The following is a 17,208-nucleotide window of genomic DNA, read 5'->3' on the forward strand; positions in this document are numbered from 1 at the left end:
ATGTATATCGTTACAAACACAACAAAAATTAAAAAAGATGAGGGAATAAAGTTAATCAATCGCTTTAATAAAGTAGGAAAAGTCGAAATGATGGAAGGATTTCTAGGTTTAGAAGTGTTAGAAACTCAAAAACTAAAAGATTATGATGAAGTTACCATTGTTACACGTTGGGAAACTGAGGATAATTTTAAAAATTGGACGAAAAGTGAAGCGTTTAAAGAAGCACATAGACATAATGGTGGCAGACCAGACTATATAATAGAAAACAAAATATCATATTATAAAGTACCAATTGTGCGTCATCCAATTACATCAATTGCAAAATAAATATTATTTTGTCAAAGTGGAAAATCTTATTTTCTACTTTTTCTTGTTTGAAAATATACCACTTTCACTTTTCTCTATCTATATGTGTAAACGTATCTCCCTGTACCAAGTTTCCAAAAAAATGAATCTTTTCCTAGGCACATGCATACAATATAAGCGGAGTTAAAAGTATGCAAAGAGAAAGGTGATTTTTTTGGATAATAAGTCATCAAGAAATCGGGAGCCTGAAAATAGAAAACAAGAACAACTGGATCAGTTCCGTATTCGAGACACTGGAAAACCACTGACGACAAATGCGGGGAAAAGATTGTCAAATGATGCAGATCAATTAAAAGCCGGAATACGTGGTCCATCATTACGGCAAGATTATGAATTTTTTGAGAAAATGACACATTTTGTACGTGAAGAACAACCGGAGAGAGTAGTCCATGCAAGAGGTTACAGTGCATATGGGGATTTTGAATGTTATCAGTCTATGAAACATGTAACAAAAGCGGGGTTCTTACAAGAGGCGGGGAAAAAGACACCCTTAACTATCCGTTATTCAACCGTACAAGGGCCAAAGGGATCTTATGATACAGCAAGGGATTTACGTTGTCAGGGCGTGAAACTGTATACAGATGAAGGGAATGTCGATCTGACGACGATTGCCATGCCCGTTTTAGTTAACCAAGACGCCATGAAGTTTCCAGATGTGATGCATGCCTACCAATCTAAGCAATCTGATGGTATACCAACGGCCACTGGTGCACATGACCGGTTTTGGGATTATGTAGCCAATAATCAGGAAGCACTTCATATGGTGCTGTGGATTATGTCGGACCGAGGCATAGTAAGAAGTTACCGAATGATGGAATCGTGGTCAATTAATACGTACCTATTTATAAACGAAGAAGGAGTTGCAACCTTTGTAAGATATGTTTGGAAGCCTGTCCTTGGTGTTCATTCTCTGCTTCAGGATGAGGCACTAAAAATCGGCGGTCTAGATCCAGACTTTCACCGGAAGGACCTCCGTGAGGCAATTGACTGCGGAGCTTTTCCAGAATATGAATTAGGTGTGCAACTCATTCCGATGGAGGATGAATTCAATTATGATTTTGACATTCTTGATCCATCCAAATTTTGGCCAGAAGAGCTCATCCCTGTTCAAATCATCGGAAAAATGACATTAAATAGAAATATTGATAATTACTTTACGGAATCAGAACAAGTAGCATTTAACCCTGCAAATGTCGTTCCAGGAATTGACTTTTCCAATGATCCCGTCCTACAGGGTAGATTAATCGCTTATCAAAGTGCCCAATATCACCGAATTGGACCGAATCATCAGGATTTGCCTATTAATCGACCACTTTGCCCATTTCATAATAATCAGCGACGAGGCAATATGAGGTATCGAATTGACGTTGATCAAGTAAACTATCGTAATAATTCACTAGCGAATAATACACCCTATACAACTCCGCCAGAAGAAGGAGGCTACGAATCTTATCCAAAAAAGGTAGAAGGACACGTTATAAGAGCGCGTAGTGAATCATTTAACGATTTCTTCTCCCAACCGAGGATCTTTTGGAATAGCTTAACACCTGTTGAGAAACAGCACACGCTTGAAGCATTAAGCTACCAGCTTGGAAAAGTAAAAAGTGAATCAGTTCGCCAGCAAAACGTCGATATATTGGTTAAAGTAGATCAAGAAATGGCATATATCGTTGCCGATAATATTGGAGTAGAACGTCCAAGTGGTTCTAATCTTCCTATTTCGACAAGTTATCCTTCCCTAAGCCAAGCCAGCACACCTAAGTTTGCCGCTACTCAGAAAGTTGGGGTATTGATTGGAGATGGATTTAACGGAAATGAAGTAGCCAATGTAATTAACTATTTAGAGGAAAATGGTGTATTCATTGTCATTATTAGTGACACGCTTAATCCTGTGAAAGGATCAGATGGATTGGAAATTAAAGTGAACGAAACATTCCTTACATCAAGTCCTTATCTGGTTGACTCCTTATATGTAGTAGGTGGACGTTCTAATCAACAAGCATCATTTGATTCAAATATTGAAGACTATATCCATGTCGCCTATAAACATTATAAACCTATTGGTGTCGCTACGACCGGACAGTCTTTAATAAGGACAGCTCCAGAAAACAATTTGGCCGGCGTTGTCTTCGCGAAAGATAATCCAAATTTCGCTGAAGAGTTTGTCGATGCTATCGCTGAGCAACGGTTTTGGAATAGAAAATAGAATAACTCATTTGCAACGTACATACTTACTCAAAGCAATGTACAGGATAGAGAAAAACAATTTTCAGCAAAGGATACCATCATGAAATCCGAACTAATTCAAATTATAAACTTTGAATCATAGTTCGGATTTTTTTCTCTGACTTATTTTCTGTTATCCAGTCTTCTTTTTAACTCTTGTTTTCTCTTTTCTATCATTTTTCGAACAACCTCTGAATTAGGTCCACCAGTTACTCTGCGCCGCTCTACAAAATACAATGGATTCACTATTTCCTGCCAATCTTTTTCAGTAAGTTGTGTGCCTTCAAGCCATTCATTAATTTTCGAGACTGGTAATTCATATAATTCTTTTTTCAATTCTCCTGCTTTCTTGGAAATCATGCTCGCCTGTTGATGTGCTGTCCTAAAAGACACTCCATAATCTCTTGACAAAACATCGGCTAATTCTGTAATCGTGATCATATTCTCTCGAGCTTGTTGATAGGCACGCTCCCGATCAAACTCCAGCGTTAAAATAACAGCTCTCATTAAACGGAGGACACGAATTCCTTTAGAAAATCCCGCATATAGATGTGGTTGTAAATCATCTTCTGTATCGTTTATATCTCCAAATGGAGTATTATGCACCATATGAATAACTGCCATTCCTTCAGCAGCAGCACTACTGGCAAGCGAACGAGAATGCTCAATGGAAACAGGATTTCTTTTTTGAGGCATAATACTACTGATTTGTACGTATGCATCGGAAACCTTGATTAAACCAACTTCTTTTGATGACATTCTCAATAATTCTTGGAGCCATCTTCCCATATTTGTCATCAAACTTATTAAGGATTGTGCCGCATCAATCAAATAATCTCCACTTGCAATGGCGTCATATGAATTCTCAATTAACCCATCAAACTCCAGTAGTTCAACCATCTGCTCCCGACTAATTGGAAACCCAGAAGTCGTAATAGCTGCAGCACCCATTGGTGATTGATTTACTGTATGATAAGCCTGTTTTAACCGGTCAATATCACGCTCCAAATTATCATACAATGCCACCAGATAATGACCAAAAGTAGTTGGCTGTGCTGGCTGAGTATGTGTATGCGCCGGCATAATTGTTTTCGTATGTCGTTCTGCTTGATAAAGTAAAGCTGTTGACAATTCTTGTGCATATTTAATACTATTTTTAAGGTATGACCGCAGAACAATGCGGTACATGGCTTCCCCCATATCATTTCTACTTTTAGCAATATGCATTTTCCCCGCCAGTTCATCTCCGATTAGCTCACCGATTTTGGATTCCACTAAAAAAAATAAATCCTCATATTCGGCTCTATATTCCAATGTCCGATAATCCATGTTTTCTAACTGCTGAATCCCCTGTAATATAGTCTTCGCTTCGGTCTCTGTTAAAATATGTTGGTCAGCAAGCATTTGCGTGTGGGCTTTATGAATTTGAAACATTGCATCCATTAAATGTTCTTTTTGATCGTAAAAAATAGGTTTTAAGATAGTCTCACTAAATACATTACCTGGAAAATCTATACCATCCTGCTTTTCAAACATCTCTCTCGAAGTAAACACGATCTTATGCACCTCTTCTTATTCTGAAATTAATTTAAGTTCCATTTTTTACAGGTTTATCACCCTTTAACTTATAATGTATTCTCCGTTTTTACATCAAAAAATTTATACGAAATAAACATTACTATTGAGATTAATCCCACTTGAATCATTCCATAAGCTGCCGCCTGCCCCATATTGAACATCCGCAATTGATTCATAATTTCAATAGAGATTGGCCTATTTCCCAGCGTATATAGTAAAACAGATGTTGGGAATTCACCAATAGCTTGAACAAATGCTAGCAATGTCCCACTTAACACACCAGGTAAAATAATTGGTAAAATTACTTTTCTAAACGTATAAAACCATTTAGCTCCAAGATTTTGGGCAGCCTCTTCGATAGAATCATCCAGTTGCTCCAGTACCGCGTTCGTCGAGCGTACTACAAGCGGTAAAAAACGAATAAAGTATGCAAGTGGAAGGATCCAAAAGGTTCCAACGAGAATTTTTCCAAATGAAAAAACAGATGGTTCATTAAATGCTAAAATTAAATTCATTCCTACAACAGTAGCTGGTAAAGCCCAAGGGACCATGACGAGTATATCTAATAAATTTTTCCCTATGAACTTACGTTTAACAAGTGTATAGGAAGTAATGATTCCAAAAGCAAACACTCCAACACAAGCAATCACTGTCATAATTAAACTATTTCGAACTGGGTCCCATATATGAGGTGTATCAAATAACAATCTGAAATTTTCCAAACTAAATGCTGTTGGATATGTCTGCCATGTCCACGCCCCGTCTGGAACAAGCGATAAAATTAGCAATGTAGCATGTGGTAATAATAAAACAATCATTGCTAAAATACCTAATGTAACCATCATCCACTTTATTAGCGGGTTACGTACTTCACTTCTATGTACCCCGATTCCTTTACTCCCCATACGATAATCTTTCCGATTTTGATACCAACGCATAAACAGAAGAAATGAAATAGACACAAGTGACAAAATAACGGACTGGGTTGCAGCCATCTCTAGATCCCCATTAATTTTAGAAAAATAGATTTGTAGACTTAGTACTCTGTAACCACCGGCCAATAAAAATGGGGCACTGAACGAAGCCATCGACACCATAAATACTAGTAATGCAGCCGCAATGATTCCCGGAGTTAATAACGGAAACGTTACTTTCCAAAATACACGAAATCGATTTGACCCTAGGTTAGCCGCAGCCTCTTCCAAAGAGGGATCAATATTATTCAAGGCTGAGGATGTCGTCATATAAAAATATGGATACATCGTATACGCATGTACGATTAATATTCCGGAAACACCACCGATACTGAAAGGCACTTTTGACAAATTAAATATATCCTTTATTGCATTAGGTACAAGTCCCGCCTCTCCATATAGAAACATAAATGCCATAACACCTACTAAAGATGGAAGCACAATAGGCATTATTGCAATGTTGGAGAAAAACTGCCGTCCTGGAAAATCATAGCGTGTAAAAATAAACGCCAATGGAATTCCAATTAATGCACTAAATAAGACTGACAAAAGAGAAATATAGACAGAATTCCACAACGCTTCAAAGTTAGCAGCGGACTTTGCCCCAAAGAAATCTTGATAATTTTGGAGTGAATAAACACCATTCTTTCGGATACTTTCTAAAAAAGTTTCAAATGACGGATATAGAACATATCCAATCAAAACGAGAAGAACAGGAATTAATAAAAATAGAGTTCGTCTTCGATCCGCATTTAACATTTATTCATCACCTCTCGATTGAGGAACAATCCGCACTTGATCTGTCGGGACATATATATAGACAGAAGTTCCTTCCTTTAAGTAGGTAGCTGGTCCCCGATTTAATTCTGTGACCTTAATTGTTACATGATCATTTATTTTGACCATAGTATGGACAGCTTCTCCCGTAAACTGAACAAGAGTAACTGTACCTTTAAAGACATTCGATTTATCTTCATATTTTTCACTTATTTGAATGACTTCCGGTCTAATAGAGATCGATAGATTATCTTCTTTGTCATATGACGCGATATTCAATTCTGTACGATTAACATAAAACGAACCATCCATTTCTTCAGAAAAATATCGCGCTCGTTCACCCTCTTCCTCTTCATAACGAACTGGTAATAGATTCGTTTCGCCAATAAACTTAGCAACAAAATCATTAACAGGCTGATTATATATTTCTAAGGGTGTTCCTACTTGTTGACAAATACCTGCATTGAAAACGGCTATCCGATCACTCATAGAAAGTGCTTCCATTTGATCGTGAGTTACGTAGATCGTCGTTATTCCATATTCTCTTTGTAATCTCAAAATTTCGGCACGCATCTCATCCCGTAACCTGGCATCTAAATTACTAAGTGGCTCATCCAATAACAAAATGTCGGGTTCAATTACTAATGCTCTTGCCAATGCAACACGTTGTTGCTGTCCACCACTAAGCTGACTTACTTGTCTATCCATAAACTGTTCTAAGCGAACTTTTTTCAACACATCCGAAACTTTCTCTTGGACAACGTGCTTTTTCATCTTTCTTACTTTCAGCCCAAAAGCTACATTCTCAAATACAGTCATATGAGGAAAGAGAGCATAGTTTTGAAAAACCATGCCCGTATTTCTTTTCTCAGGCGCTACTTTTGTCATATCACGATCATTAAATTTTACTGTTCCAACTGTTGGGTAGTAAAATCCAGCAATCATTCGAAGAGTTGTTGTCTTGCCACATCCACTTGGACCTAAAAACGTGAAAAATTCTCCTTCTTGAATTGTTAAATCCAAATTATCGACTGCTGTTACACTACCAAACTGTTTTGTGATTTCTGATAAATGTACTGTTGACATGACTAACAACCTCTCCTTTAGAAATCTCTACCTTAGTATGTCATCTAAATCTTCATAAGTTTTTTTATTAAAATTACTCTTCATCACTTTTATCTTTGTCTGAACTTTTAATGTTATTATCCCAATACTCCATCCACTCATCTTGCTTCTCTTCCACTAGATCCCAATCTAAGTCTATTGGAATAATGTCTGTTTCTTTAATCCAATCAGGTAGCTCATCAATATCGTCTCGTGTTGGAATACGATAAAACTCTTCCGCGAGCAATTTAGCCGCCTCCGGTGTGTTTACAAACTCATAAAAAGCTTCTGCAGCTTTAGGATGTGGTGCATCTTTAATAACCGCAATACCTTCCGTAATTATTGGCGTACCGCTAGCAGGTAGATGATAGCCAAATGGATAATCTTTTTCCTCTGCCAATTGAACAGTATCTGGCATATTCCAAACAGAAATAGTCCCTACACCTTTGGCGATTTGGTTATACATTATCTCTGGATTTGCTGAGTATTCTTTCGTATTTGCATCTAACTTCTTAAGCCAGTCATATCCTTCTTGTGGATCTTCTGAATCTTTATACTTCTCATAAATAATCGTAGAGAAGATGGTGCGCATTCCGCCCGATGCCAATGGATATCTAATAATGATTTCATCTTCCCACTTGGAATCCAGTAGTTCATCCCAGTCTTTAGGCGCTTCTTCCTCAGAAACTTCATTAGAATTATACATAATAACTTGAGGTGTAATAGATGTTCCTGACCATAACCAATCTGGATCATGATATAGCTCATCTAACGTGTCTGCGTACGTAGGCTTATATTCCTCAAGCAGTCCTTCTTCAGCAGCCTGATTAAAGTTTACTTGAGGTGCACCCCACCAGATATCTGCTTGCACGTTATTTTTTTCAGAACGAACTCGATCTAAAATTTCCTGAGAACCCATATCCAAAAATTCCATTTTAATCCCATACTCTGCTTCAAATTGTTGCTGAAACTCTCCTAAAATATCTGTTCCATGTGGTGAATAAACAACAACTTTATCCTCTAAATCACTCTCATTTCCATCATCAGACGAACTCGAATCCTCTGAGTTCCCTGCCATACAGCCTGTAAGAAATACCAAAAGCATGATTCCAACGAAAAGCAAGCCGTTTTTTCCCATTCTCACTAAAATTACCCCTCTCATTTAAATTTTTAGTAAAACATCATGTTCCTTCAAGAACAAAGCTGCAGCACCAATAATTCCTGCTTTAGCCCCTAATGTTGTCTGCACAACGTCACAGCGTTGTGGCGTATGCTGTCTCATCGTACCGACCAGTTGTTCACTGATCAAAGAAAATGACTGGCTGACACCACCTCCTATAATAATAATCTCTGGATCAAACAAGGAAACATAATTTGCTATACCTATTGCCAAATTATCTACCATTAAATTAATAGATTCTATTGCCTCAGGTTGTTTTTGCGCATATAGTTCAAACGCCTCCTTCGCAGTTACGTTTAGACCGAGTTTAGAAGATAGTTCTTTACTGATTGATGAACCACTTGCCACACTTTCCAAGTACCCATATCCTTCATACATCGGCTGAAAGCTTTTTACCTTTTCACGATCTGTTACTAAATAGCCCATCTCTCCAGCACTATAATTACTTCCCCGATAAAGCTCACCATTTAGAATAATTCCACTACCTATACCGGTTCCAATTGCAATATAAATCAAGTTTGATTTGTCGCTTGCTATTCCTTTCCAATGCTCCCCTAATACGACACTATTTACGTCATTATCCACATAAACAGGGAAAGAAAAGATACTTGCTAATTCTTTCCGCACAGGGAAGTTTTTCCACCCTAAGGCAGGTGCTTCTATAACTAAACCTTCTGTTACATTTGTAACTCCAGGCACACCAGCCCCTAAACCTAAAATATCTTTATCTGTTATTTGAAGCTGTCGCTTCATTGATTGTACACAACGTTCAATTTCTTCAAATAAACCTTTCTGTAAATACACTTGCGTCTTAAATTCACGATAAGCACACACTTCTCCGAGTAAATCAGTCATGCCAAGGGTCACATTTGTACCACCAATATCTATTCCAACAATATAGGAACGTTTGGAATTAAATGCGAGTTCTACTGGCTTTCGCCCACCTTCGGGTGAAGCATTTCCACTTCCCCTTTCATAAATCCACCTGTCATCCAACAACTGTTTTACAAGTGAGGAAACGGTTGGTTTACTCAAGTTCAGTTTTTTTGCGATATCTGCTCGTGTGGTTGCCTTTTCTTCCACAATGCAATTTAAAACTCCTCGCATATTTATCGTTTTTATGTAGGCCACACTCTCTTTTTGCATACAACTAAACTCCTTAACTATGTATTCACTTGATTAATCTCAAGCAATTCTGTACCTAGTTGAACGTAATTATTATTAAGACTATAGTTTTCGGCCCATACGATTCATTACTTCTACAATAGATACGTATGAAATTTTTTTAATTTATATTCCTTTAGTTAGTAAAGTTACCTAACTAACTATCGTTTCTTGTATTATAATGAAACCCTTTTCATTTGTAAAGACTTTTTTTACTTTTATTAAAATTCACATTATATCTTTCTAAATTCTAATATTTTCTATACATAGTTTTTAGCCCAACAATCATTCCCAGCGAAAAAAGTGATTTGCAAAAGAACCCTATTAAACCGGTATCTTTCACAAATCACTATTCTTAAACCTATGATGACTTTTTTAAAAGTTCTTTAACATGATCTACTGCGTGAACAAGAAATTCCTTACTACCGAAACTTCCTGACTTTAATACTATGAGCATTTCTTTGCCGATTGCAGACAGGTAAAATCACAAACGGCTTACTTGAGATTTTAAACCTTTAAAAGTAGCCAATCACGTTCTTCCATAGTTAACTTATTACGAGATTGGTCTTAGAGACCGTACTATTGAGTGAAAAAAATTTCATTAATATCAAGTCATGCTATCAATTATCAATTTATGAATCCTTTTATCCAACTAAAAAAACTATTACCTACAACGAACTTCGCAGCCATTATGCCGATTATTATTAAAAAGGCGATGAGTGTCCCGTAAACTTTTTCCCCATTCATTTTTCTACCTCTTCTCTATTATTACTCTTCAAAGGACAAATTTATCGGCTCATCTAAGAGATCAACAGAAAAATCAATATTAGTAGTTGGTACCTTATTATCGACTACTTCGAATTTTAGTTCATCCATCCATACTTGTCCTTTCCCTACTAATAACACTCCGAAAGCAATTACAGCACTATTTTCAGGTATATCTAAAACGATAGAATAATGATTCCAATCCGTATCTCCTGCAATTGGACGATCACTCATATTATCAAATTGCAGCACATCCCCAAGCGAATCATCCACCCGCATCCACAATCCACAAACTCCATCCACCTTTTCAGATTTAAGAAAACCGGATAATTTCAATCTTTTACCAAGATATTTTTCGGCTTTAAATTGCTGCATAACAGTTGCAAATTCATCTTGAGACTGCACTTGTGTGCTCATTAAATATCCAGATGTTGTACCTTTATGAAAAACTTTTCTGTCCAGCCCCATTTTGTAATGAAAAGGATGACTTCCGCTTAACTGCCAACCCTTTACCGCTTGATCTTTTTCCATCAAAGTTTCCTCCCTCTTAGTAGTTAATTTACCCATGATTTTTCGATATTGTCCCGGCGGCAATTCATAATACCTCTTAAATGAGCGTGTAAAAGATTCCTGTGTTTCAAAACGATAATATATTGCAATATCTATGATTCTCTTCTCGGTATATAACAACATATTGGCACTATTAGCGATCCTTCGATAGCGAATATATTCTGAAACTGTTATTCCTGTCTCTTTTTGAAACATACGATGAAAATGATATTTTGAGAAACCTACATAACGAGCTAAACTGTCTAAAGTTAATTCCTCATGTAAGTTATTTTCAATATACACAATCGTTTGTTGAATGATCGAACTGTTTCCCATTCTTGGACCTCCTTAGTAACAAGTATACCGAATAAGAAAATTGGTTTTTGACTTTTATTGCTCTATTAAAGCTTCTCAACCTATAGGTACCATCTACTAAACTAGCTAAGATTGATAACGCGGTTCCACATATAATAACTAAAGCAATTGAAAGCCCTATCTGATTTTTACTTTTGTTTGGCTTTTGTTTAATCGCTACAAAGAGCGTAAAAGTCAATTCAGAGATCCCCCCTAAGAATCAAAACAAAAGAATTAAACTAAATTAATATTATTTTAATTTCAAAGGAATGTTAAAATGAATCATAATGAATATGATGAGAACTTCAGTTGTTCTATAAGAATATTTAACTGGTTTATTGAAAAGAATGGCAATTTATTATTTAACCTTTTTACAAGATAAAAAGATTGAAGATAAAAAGACATTAGATCTGATGTGTGGACCTGAGTAACTACTCGTTAAATTTATTGAAAATGACTGGGAAATTAGGGGAGTGACTCTTCAAATTCCATGTTAAACTTAGCAATGGATAATACTAATCAACCCCCTCATTTTTTAAACTAATAATGTTATAGAGATTGACTTTATAAATGAATTTTCTGTAATAACTTGTACAGCCGATGGAGTTGATCATCTAAATTCTATGCGGAACAGTTAGAAAGAGTGGCTTTTATAGCTATGAAGGAGTAAATTACGACGAGCTTTAACAATTTAAGTACGACATTAAAAGTACGATTGATTTCAAATCTCTTTCAAGAGATAATTTATACAGCCACCATGCCATTCGTAGCACTATATTTAACTGATATGATAAGTGTTAAATTTTCCGGAATATTCCTTACAATAGCTATGATTATTTCTATGATATTTTCTTTTATCGGGGGACATATAAATGATTCCAATCGAAAGAAGAATATAATAGTCTACTTACAAATACTAATGAGTATCTTTTTATTATTAATGGGTATTTCATTGTTACATAGTTCACTTTTATTATTTTGCTCCAGTTATTTATTTTTTACAATAGCTTTTGGTATACAATACCCAATTATGGAAGCTGCAATTATGGATGCAATAACAGAACATGAATCCTACGTCTATAAACTAAGCTATTGGATTACCAATGTAGGAGTGGCGATTGGTTCAGTGGTTGGAGCTGTTTTCTATGGTTACAAACCTCACTTGTTATTTACCATAGGGTTTATTGTATATATCTTGGTCGCTTTAGCTTTTATAAAATGGTTTACTGAAATTATTGTCCAAAGACGAACAAAAAAACATAACAATATTTTAAGGGATGGGATTAGTAGTTACACAGACGTCTTAAAAGACCGAAGATATATGGTATTAACTATTGGATTCAGCTTAATAATAATTGGTGAACTTTCTATTTATTCATATATTGCTATTAATCTTAAACAAAATTTTAAAGATATTTATATATTATTTATTAATATTGATGGGATTAGGATGTATTCTATCATACTTCTATTAAATACAATTATTGTTGTTTTCTTCACCTTTAAAATAACTAAATATATTGAAAAGATATCAACAGAAAAAGTACTTATTTTAGGGCTATCTCTTTATACCGTTGGTTATGTTGGCCTAAGCTATTTTAATACACTTATACCCATTATAATCGTAATTATTTTAGCAACAGTAGGGGAAATTATCTATTCGCCTATCTACAGTACTGAACGTTATAAAATAATTCCTGAATCTAAACGTGGGTCTTATTCAGCGCTAGAGACATTTGGATTTTATTGTGCAGAGATAGTTGCCCGTCTCGCTATTGTACTGGGAGTCTACCTATCTTCTTTTAATATGTCATTGCTACTGTTAATAATATTGACGGTAGGGAGTATCATGGTTTATCGTTCTCTAACTGCAAAAAAATCCATAAATTAATGATGGCACATTTACGTGACGTGACTACTGATTTTCACTGGTGATAGTTTTAGATTCACCCATGCATTATCGAGAAAAATAACTGACTATATTGTTGGCGAGCTTATGTATAGTTTCATTACATTCTTATGTAATTTTTCCTTGCAAAATAAACCCTCTTAGTAACTAGGATACCGAATAAAAAAATTAGTTTTTGACATATATTGCTCTATTAAACATACGTCAGAATGGTGATGTTGCACTGATGTTCTAAAGTGCAAACCTTTAGACCGAAAACAGTAAGAATGAATTTAAACTTTTTTATCTACTAAAAAAATCCCTTATTCACCTGCTTCAGTAAATAAGAGACTTTTTTTCTGATGTGTAAATAGCTTTATTCCTATTTTTAAAAACAACGATAAACTCTAACTAAACTATCTCGGGTAAAATGGTATTAGCCCTTTATTATAAAGCGCACCAGTAATATTTAAAAACGATGCAGGCATTTTTTTGAAAAAATAATATTTACGATAGAACTGGTAATACGCTTTCTTTAAATTTTCCCATTGTCTACACTCTTTTTCCTGTCTAAACCGGGCAACATCAATCAATTTAATTTCATTATTATTCGTAATAAAAATGTTACGTAGATGTATATCAGATGGGTTTAATCCTAAATTTCTTGTTAATGCTAATGCATGGTCGATCTCTTTAATATGTGCCGACGTTATTATTTTGCCGTTGGTGATACATTCAAACAATGTTAATCCCTGAATAAAATCGATGACAATATAGTTACGCCCCGAATCATAAAGCGTTGGAAAGTATGGAATACCCTTAAGTGTCTCATAGATACTCGCTTCTTCTTTTGCAATAGAAGTAAAGGCAGGAAAAAAAACTTTAATTGCTATATTGGATGCCTTTATTTTAAAAACAAATGCACTCCTGCCTTTCCCCACAAGCTTCAATGAATGATCATAGCTAATTAGTCTATTCTTTTTATTTATTATTACAGTTTTTACAAGTTCTTCATAAGAAGCCAAAGGATTACCTCCAAATATTTTTTAAAAAATAGCACAAAAAAGACCTCACCAAAAAATCGGTAAGGTCTCGCCAACAACGATTGTTGCCAATAAAGCCGAGGATAAAAATCTCCTGTACTGACGACTTTATTGTAATATAGCTACTCCCCTTAAAGGAGAAATACTTATTAATTTGTAAGCCAATTATATTAGGAATAGGCCAAGGTGTCAATTTATAAGGGATATATAAATACTTCCAATTTATAGTTTTTTCCTTCTGTCTGGTAAAATTTCAAGGGGTTTTCATTCTACAGGGTCTGAAACTTTTCTCCTCCTTATATCTTGCTATTACCTTTGGCAACTGATTTGTCTCTGGTAACACTCTAGCACTGTTCTCATTTCAGTGAAGGAAGAAGTGTTAAACTATTCAGCCACATCTTTAAAGCTCTTCCCGTGAACTAGACGTTTACATTTGAGAGCACTTCTTCCCAAGTAACTAATTTTCTAATAAAACATCGAACTCTTTTACATAGACTGCATTTCCTGTTATCTCTATATCATAATTATCTTCATTATTAGAAACTCGCACCATTACCCGGCCGTCTTTATCCATTTCCTGCCCCTGCTCTACAACAAGGTTTAATGATTCTTCAAAATTTCTCTTAATATATTTTGCAAAATACGCACCCATGACCCCTGAAGCAGTTCCCGTAACTGCATCCTCTATCGTACCTGAGAAAGGTGAGGAAAAATGTCGAGCATGCATATCGGCATCCGAATCATAGGTTTCTAGACAAAATGGATGAATTGATGCTTTAGGCATTTCTTTTAATACTGTTGGAAATGACTTATTATTTGGTTTCATTTTTTTAAAGGCATCAAGTGTTTTTATTGGAATTAAAAGTGTCCAATTTCCTGTACTACCATATAGAATCGGTAATTCATCATCAATATCATCTATTGTTATTCCTATCGCGTTAGCTAAATCTTCCTTAGAACCTTTATAATCTTTAAACTGTGGTGGTGCCTGTTTCATAGTTATATATGTTTCATTATCAGTAGTTGAACTAATCTTTATTGGTAAAACACCTGCTTTTGTTTCAATTGTAAAATCCGTTTTATCCCCCAATAATCCTCTCGTTTTTAAGGCATAAATAGTTGCCATTGTTGCGTGCCCACAAAGGTTCATTTCGTGTCCCGGTGTAAAAAACCGTATTCTATGGTCAGCGTTGTTAGATTTAATTGGAAAAGAGGTTTCATTAAACCCTACTTTAAAAGCAACTTCTTGCATTTCCTCATCTGTTAAGTCGTCTCCATTTAAAACAACCCCTGCCGGATTCCCTTTATTGGGTTCTATACTGAAAGCATCATAGTGATAAACCTTTACCATTTTCACGAGTCAATTCCCCCTAACATCTGAATGAATTAGGAACATTATATATTATCTTTATTTTACCATCAAATGAAATTTCACCCTATATAAACTGTTTCTTTGTTAAAATATACCCCCACTTTTTTTCAAAATTAACATGATAAAACACAAGTCTTTCGCTTTTACTCCTTGTTATTCTCCAATTCCAATGCTGAACAAAAAATAAAGCGCCATTACTCAAGAGAGGCGCTCGATTATTAAAGATTAGTATTAAAGTAAAGCCCCTGTAAATTTTTTTTACATCAGAATACGCCATTTTCATTAGGAGAGTTATCAGGTATAGGCTGACCCACATCCCAAAGCTCGACGATAAGGTCGTTATGGAAACGGAAAATATGGACAACAGCCCCACCAAGGTCACCTTGCTTTTGCTTTACATGTGAATGAACCGCAACGATATTACCCTCTTCAATGGAACGTTTTACTTCAAAAATTTTGTCTGGATTCCTGGCGGCATTCTCTTCCATTGCGAACATAAGAGAGTTAGCATCTCCACGGAAATAGGGGTTATGATGACGGAAATCCGGACCAATATATCTACGGTATGCTTCTCGCACTTCACCTGATGCTACCATTTGCAAGAATGACACCGCCTTTTCCTTTAAAGAATTTTTCATGATACATCATCCTTCCTGTAAAGTCCTGATTATTTAGACTAAATTTCTTTTATGCTACTAGCACATTTCGATATTTTGTAATTAAACTAATCTACTCTAGTAGATTCCCCAAAACATCCATATATAGTACCTCTAATAAGACTTCTTCAAATTTTAAAATCCTTTACCCTTCTGTAAATAAAAGTCAAAGGGTAAATTTCAATTTTATCATTCTTTTAGGTACTGATCATTAGCTTTTTGTAGGATATCAAAAAATCATCCAGTAATATCCCGCCTATTATTACCAATAAATCCAAGGACAGAAAATACAAACTCAGGTCATTTTGTAGAATAAATGGACCATTGATTGTAAAATTAAAATAAAGTGATAACAGCAGTTAAATGGGGAGTTCATTGTTAATGAGAACAGGGTACTATATTTTGCCCTTTTTGGTTATAACGGAAAATATCTTAATCAAGAAATACAGATCCCTTTATATTATGTCAAAGTCTATTGGAACTGGTTTGATTTAACAATGGGGATTCAATTAAAACTTTCTGATGAATGGAGCTAAGATGATGTACAAAATACTAATTGTAGAAGATGATATGGTTATTGCAAGAACGGTAAAGAATCACCTTCAGCCGTGGGGATTTGAAGTGGAATACGTTTCTGATTTTCAGAATGTCATGTCACATTTTGTTTCATTTGATCCGCAATTAGTTTTATTGGATATCTCCCTCCCCTTTGTGAATGGGTTTACTTTGTGTAATGAGATTCGCAAAGTATCTAAGGTACCAATTATCTTTATCTCTTCTGCTTCCGACAATATGAATATTGTCATGGCTATTAATATGGGCGGGGATGACTTTATTGCCAAACCTTTCGATCTGACGATTCTCACTACCAAAGTGCAAGCATTACTTCGACGCACTTACGACTTTACCGGTCAAACAAATTTATTGGAACACCGTGGGGCTATCCTAAACACAAGTGATGCGACCCTTACCTATAATGGCCAAAAAATCGATTTAACGAAAAACGACCAGAAGATTTTGCATGTTCTTCTTGAAAATAAGGGCAAGGCTGTTTCAAGGGATGTACTAATGACGCGGCTATGGGAAACGGACAGTTTTATTGATGATAATACACTAACAGTGAATATCAACCGTCTCCGAAAGAAGTTAGAAGCAATTGGACTAAATGAGTTTATTAAAACAAAGAAAGGACTCGGCTATTTGGTGGACTAA

General features: G+C 35.5%; 13 protein-coding genes. 4 read left to right on the forward strand and 9 right to left on the reverse strand.

The annotated features are described in order from the left end of the window. Both isdG and SPD48_RS17845 read left to right on the forward strand, forming a co-directional pair. Positions 1-327 (forward strand): heme oxygenase, encoded by a 327-nt coding sequence (gene isdG / locus SPD48_RS17840; RefSeq protein WP_336259488.1) that lies wholly within the window; start codon positions 1-3, stop codon positions 325-327. Between the two features lie 193 nt (positions 328-520). Further along, complete coding sequence (locus SPD48_RS17845) at positions 521-2,572, forward strand: catalase (RefSeq protein ID WP_336259489.1); 2,052 nt, start codon at positions 521-523, stop codon at positions 2,570-2,572. 143 nt (positions 2,573-2,715) lie between these two features. Here SPD48_RS17845 and argH read toward each other — a convergent pair whose 3' ends face one another. The 6 genes from argH to SPD48_RS17875 all read right to left on the reverse strand — a co-directional run bounded on the left by argH (position 2,716) and on the right by SPD48_RS17875 (position 11,019). After that, positions 2,716-4,146, reverse strand: coding sequence for an argininosuccinate lyase (gene argH / locus SPD48_RS17850; RefSeq protein WP_336259490.1), 1,431 nt, complete (start codon positions 4,144-4,146; stop codon positions 2,716-2,718). A 71-nt stretch (positions 4,147-4,217) separates the two neighbouring features. Beyond that, positions 4,218-5,903, reverse strand: coding sequence for an ABC transporter permease (locus SPD48_RS17855; RefSeq protein WP_336259491.1), 1,686 nt, complete (start codon positions 5,901-5,903; stop codon positions 4,218-4,220). Beyond that, positions 5,904-7,007 (reverse strand): ABC transporter ATP-binding protein, encoded by a 1,104-nt coding sequence (locus tag SPD48_RS17860; RefSeq protein ID WP_336259492.1) that lies wholly within the window; start codon positions 7,005-7,007, stop codon positions 5,904-5,906. A gap of 73 nt (positions 7,008-7,080) precedes the next feature. Then, positions 7,081-8,163 (reverse strand): extracellular solute-binding protein, encoded by a 1,083-nt coding sequence (locus SPD48_RS17865; RefSeq protein WP_336259517.1) that lies wholly within the window; start codon positions 8,161-8,163, stop codon positions 7,081-7,083. A 24-nt stretch (positions 8,164-8,187) separates the two neighbouring features. After that, a complete protein-coding gene (locus SPD48_RS17870) occupies positions 8,188-9,351 on the reverse strand; it encodes an ROK family transcriptional regulator (protein WP_336259493.1) in 1,164 nt (387 codons plus the stop codon). A 786-nt stretch (positions 9,352-10,137) separates the two neighbouring features. Beyond that, a complete protein-coding gene (locus tag SPD48_RS17875; RefSeq protein WP_336259494.1) occupies positions 10,138-11,019 on the reverse strand; it encodes a helix-turn-helix transcriptional regulator in 882 nt (293 codons plus the stop codon). Positions 11,020-11,752: 733 nt separating this feature from the next. Between SPD48_RS17875 and SPD48_RS17880 the strand changes: the two genes are divergently transcribed. Then, positions 11,753-12,928 (forward strand): MFS transporter, encoded by a 1,176-nt coding sequence (locus tag SPD48_RS17880; RefSeq protein ID WP_336259495.1) that lies wholly within the window; start codon positions 11,753-11,755, stop codon positions 12,926-12,928. A gap of 413 nt (positions 12,929-13,341) precedes the next feature. Here the strand turns inward: SPD48_RS17880 and SPD48_RS17885 are convergent, their stop codons facing one another. The 3 genes from SPD48_RS17885 to SPD48_RS17895 form a co-directional block, all read right to left on the reverse strand. Beyond that, positions 13,342-13,950, reverse strand: a complete 609-nt coding sequence (locus SPD48_RS17885) for a protein kinase family protein (RefSeq protein WP_336259496.1) — start codon at positions 13,948-13,950, stop codon at positions 13,342-13,344. Between the two features lie 475 nt (positions 13,951-14,425). Further along, complete coding sequence (locus SPD48_RS17890; RefSeq protein WP_336259497.1) at positions 14,426-15,325, reverse strand: PhzF family phenazine biosynthesis isomerase; 900 nt, start codon at positions 15,323-15,325, stop codon at positions 14,426-14,428. 278 nt (positions 15,326-15,603) lie between these two features. Further along, positions 15,604-15,978 carry a nuclear transport factor 2 family protein gene (locus SPD48_RS17895; protein ID WP_336259498.1) on the reverse strand — a complete coding sequence of 125 codons (375 nt, stop codon included), beginning with the start codon at positions 15,976-15,978 and terminating at the stop codon, positions 15,604-15,606. Positions 15,979-16,536: 558 nt separating this feature from the next. On the opposite strand from SPD48_RS17895, the gene SPD48_RS17900 reads away from it, so the two are divergent. Then, entirely contained in the window at positions 16,537-17,208 is a 672-nt protein-coding gene (locus SPD48_RS17900) for a response regulator transcription factor (RefSeq protein ID WP_336259499.1), read from the forward strand.

Origin of the sequence: Pseudogracilibacillus sp. SE30717A, from assembly GCF_037071985.1 — a bacterium.
In the GTDB taxonomy this organism is placed as follows: Bacteria; Bacillota; Bacilli; order Bacillales; family Amphibacillaceae; genus Pseudogracilibacillus.

Excerpts from the sequence above, each read along its gene's own strand:
- isdG (WP_336259488.1), top strand. The coding sequence starts at position 1 with ATGTATATCGTTACAAACACAACAAAAATTAAAAAAGATGAGGGAATA.
- SPD48_RS17855 (WP_336259491.1), bottom strand. The coding sequence starts at position 5,903 with ATGTTAAATGCGGATCGAAGACGAACTCTATTTTTATTAATTCCTGTT.
- SPD48_RS17860 (WP_336259492.1), bottom strand. The coding sequence starts at position 7,007 with ATGTCAACAGTACATTTATCAGAAATCACAAAACAGTTTGGTAGTGTA.
- SPD48_RS17865 (WP_336259517.1), bottom strand. The coding sequence starts at position 8,163 with ATGGGAAAAAACGGCTTGCTTTTCGTTGGAATCATGCTTTTGGTATTT.
- SPD48_RS17870 (WP_336259493.1), bottom strand. The coding sequence starts at position 9,351 with ATGCAAAAAGAGAGTGTGGCCTACATAAAAACGATAAATATGCGAGGA.
- SPD48_RS17875 (WP_336259494.1), bottom strand. The coding sequence starts at position 11,019 with ATGGGAAACAGTTCGATCATTCAACAAACGATTGTGTATATTGAAAAT.
- SPD48_RS17895 (WP_336259498.1), bottom strand. The coding sequence starts at position 15,978 with ATGAAAAATTCTTTAAAGGAAAAGGCGGTGTCATTCTTGCAAATGGTA.
- SPD48_RS17900 (WP_336259499.1), top strand. The coding sequence starts at position 16,537 with ATGTACAAAATACTAATTGTAGAAGATGATATGGTTATTGCAAGAACG.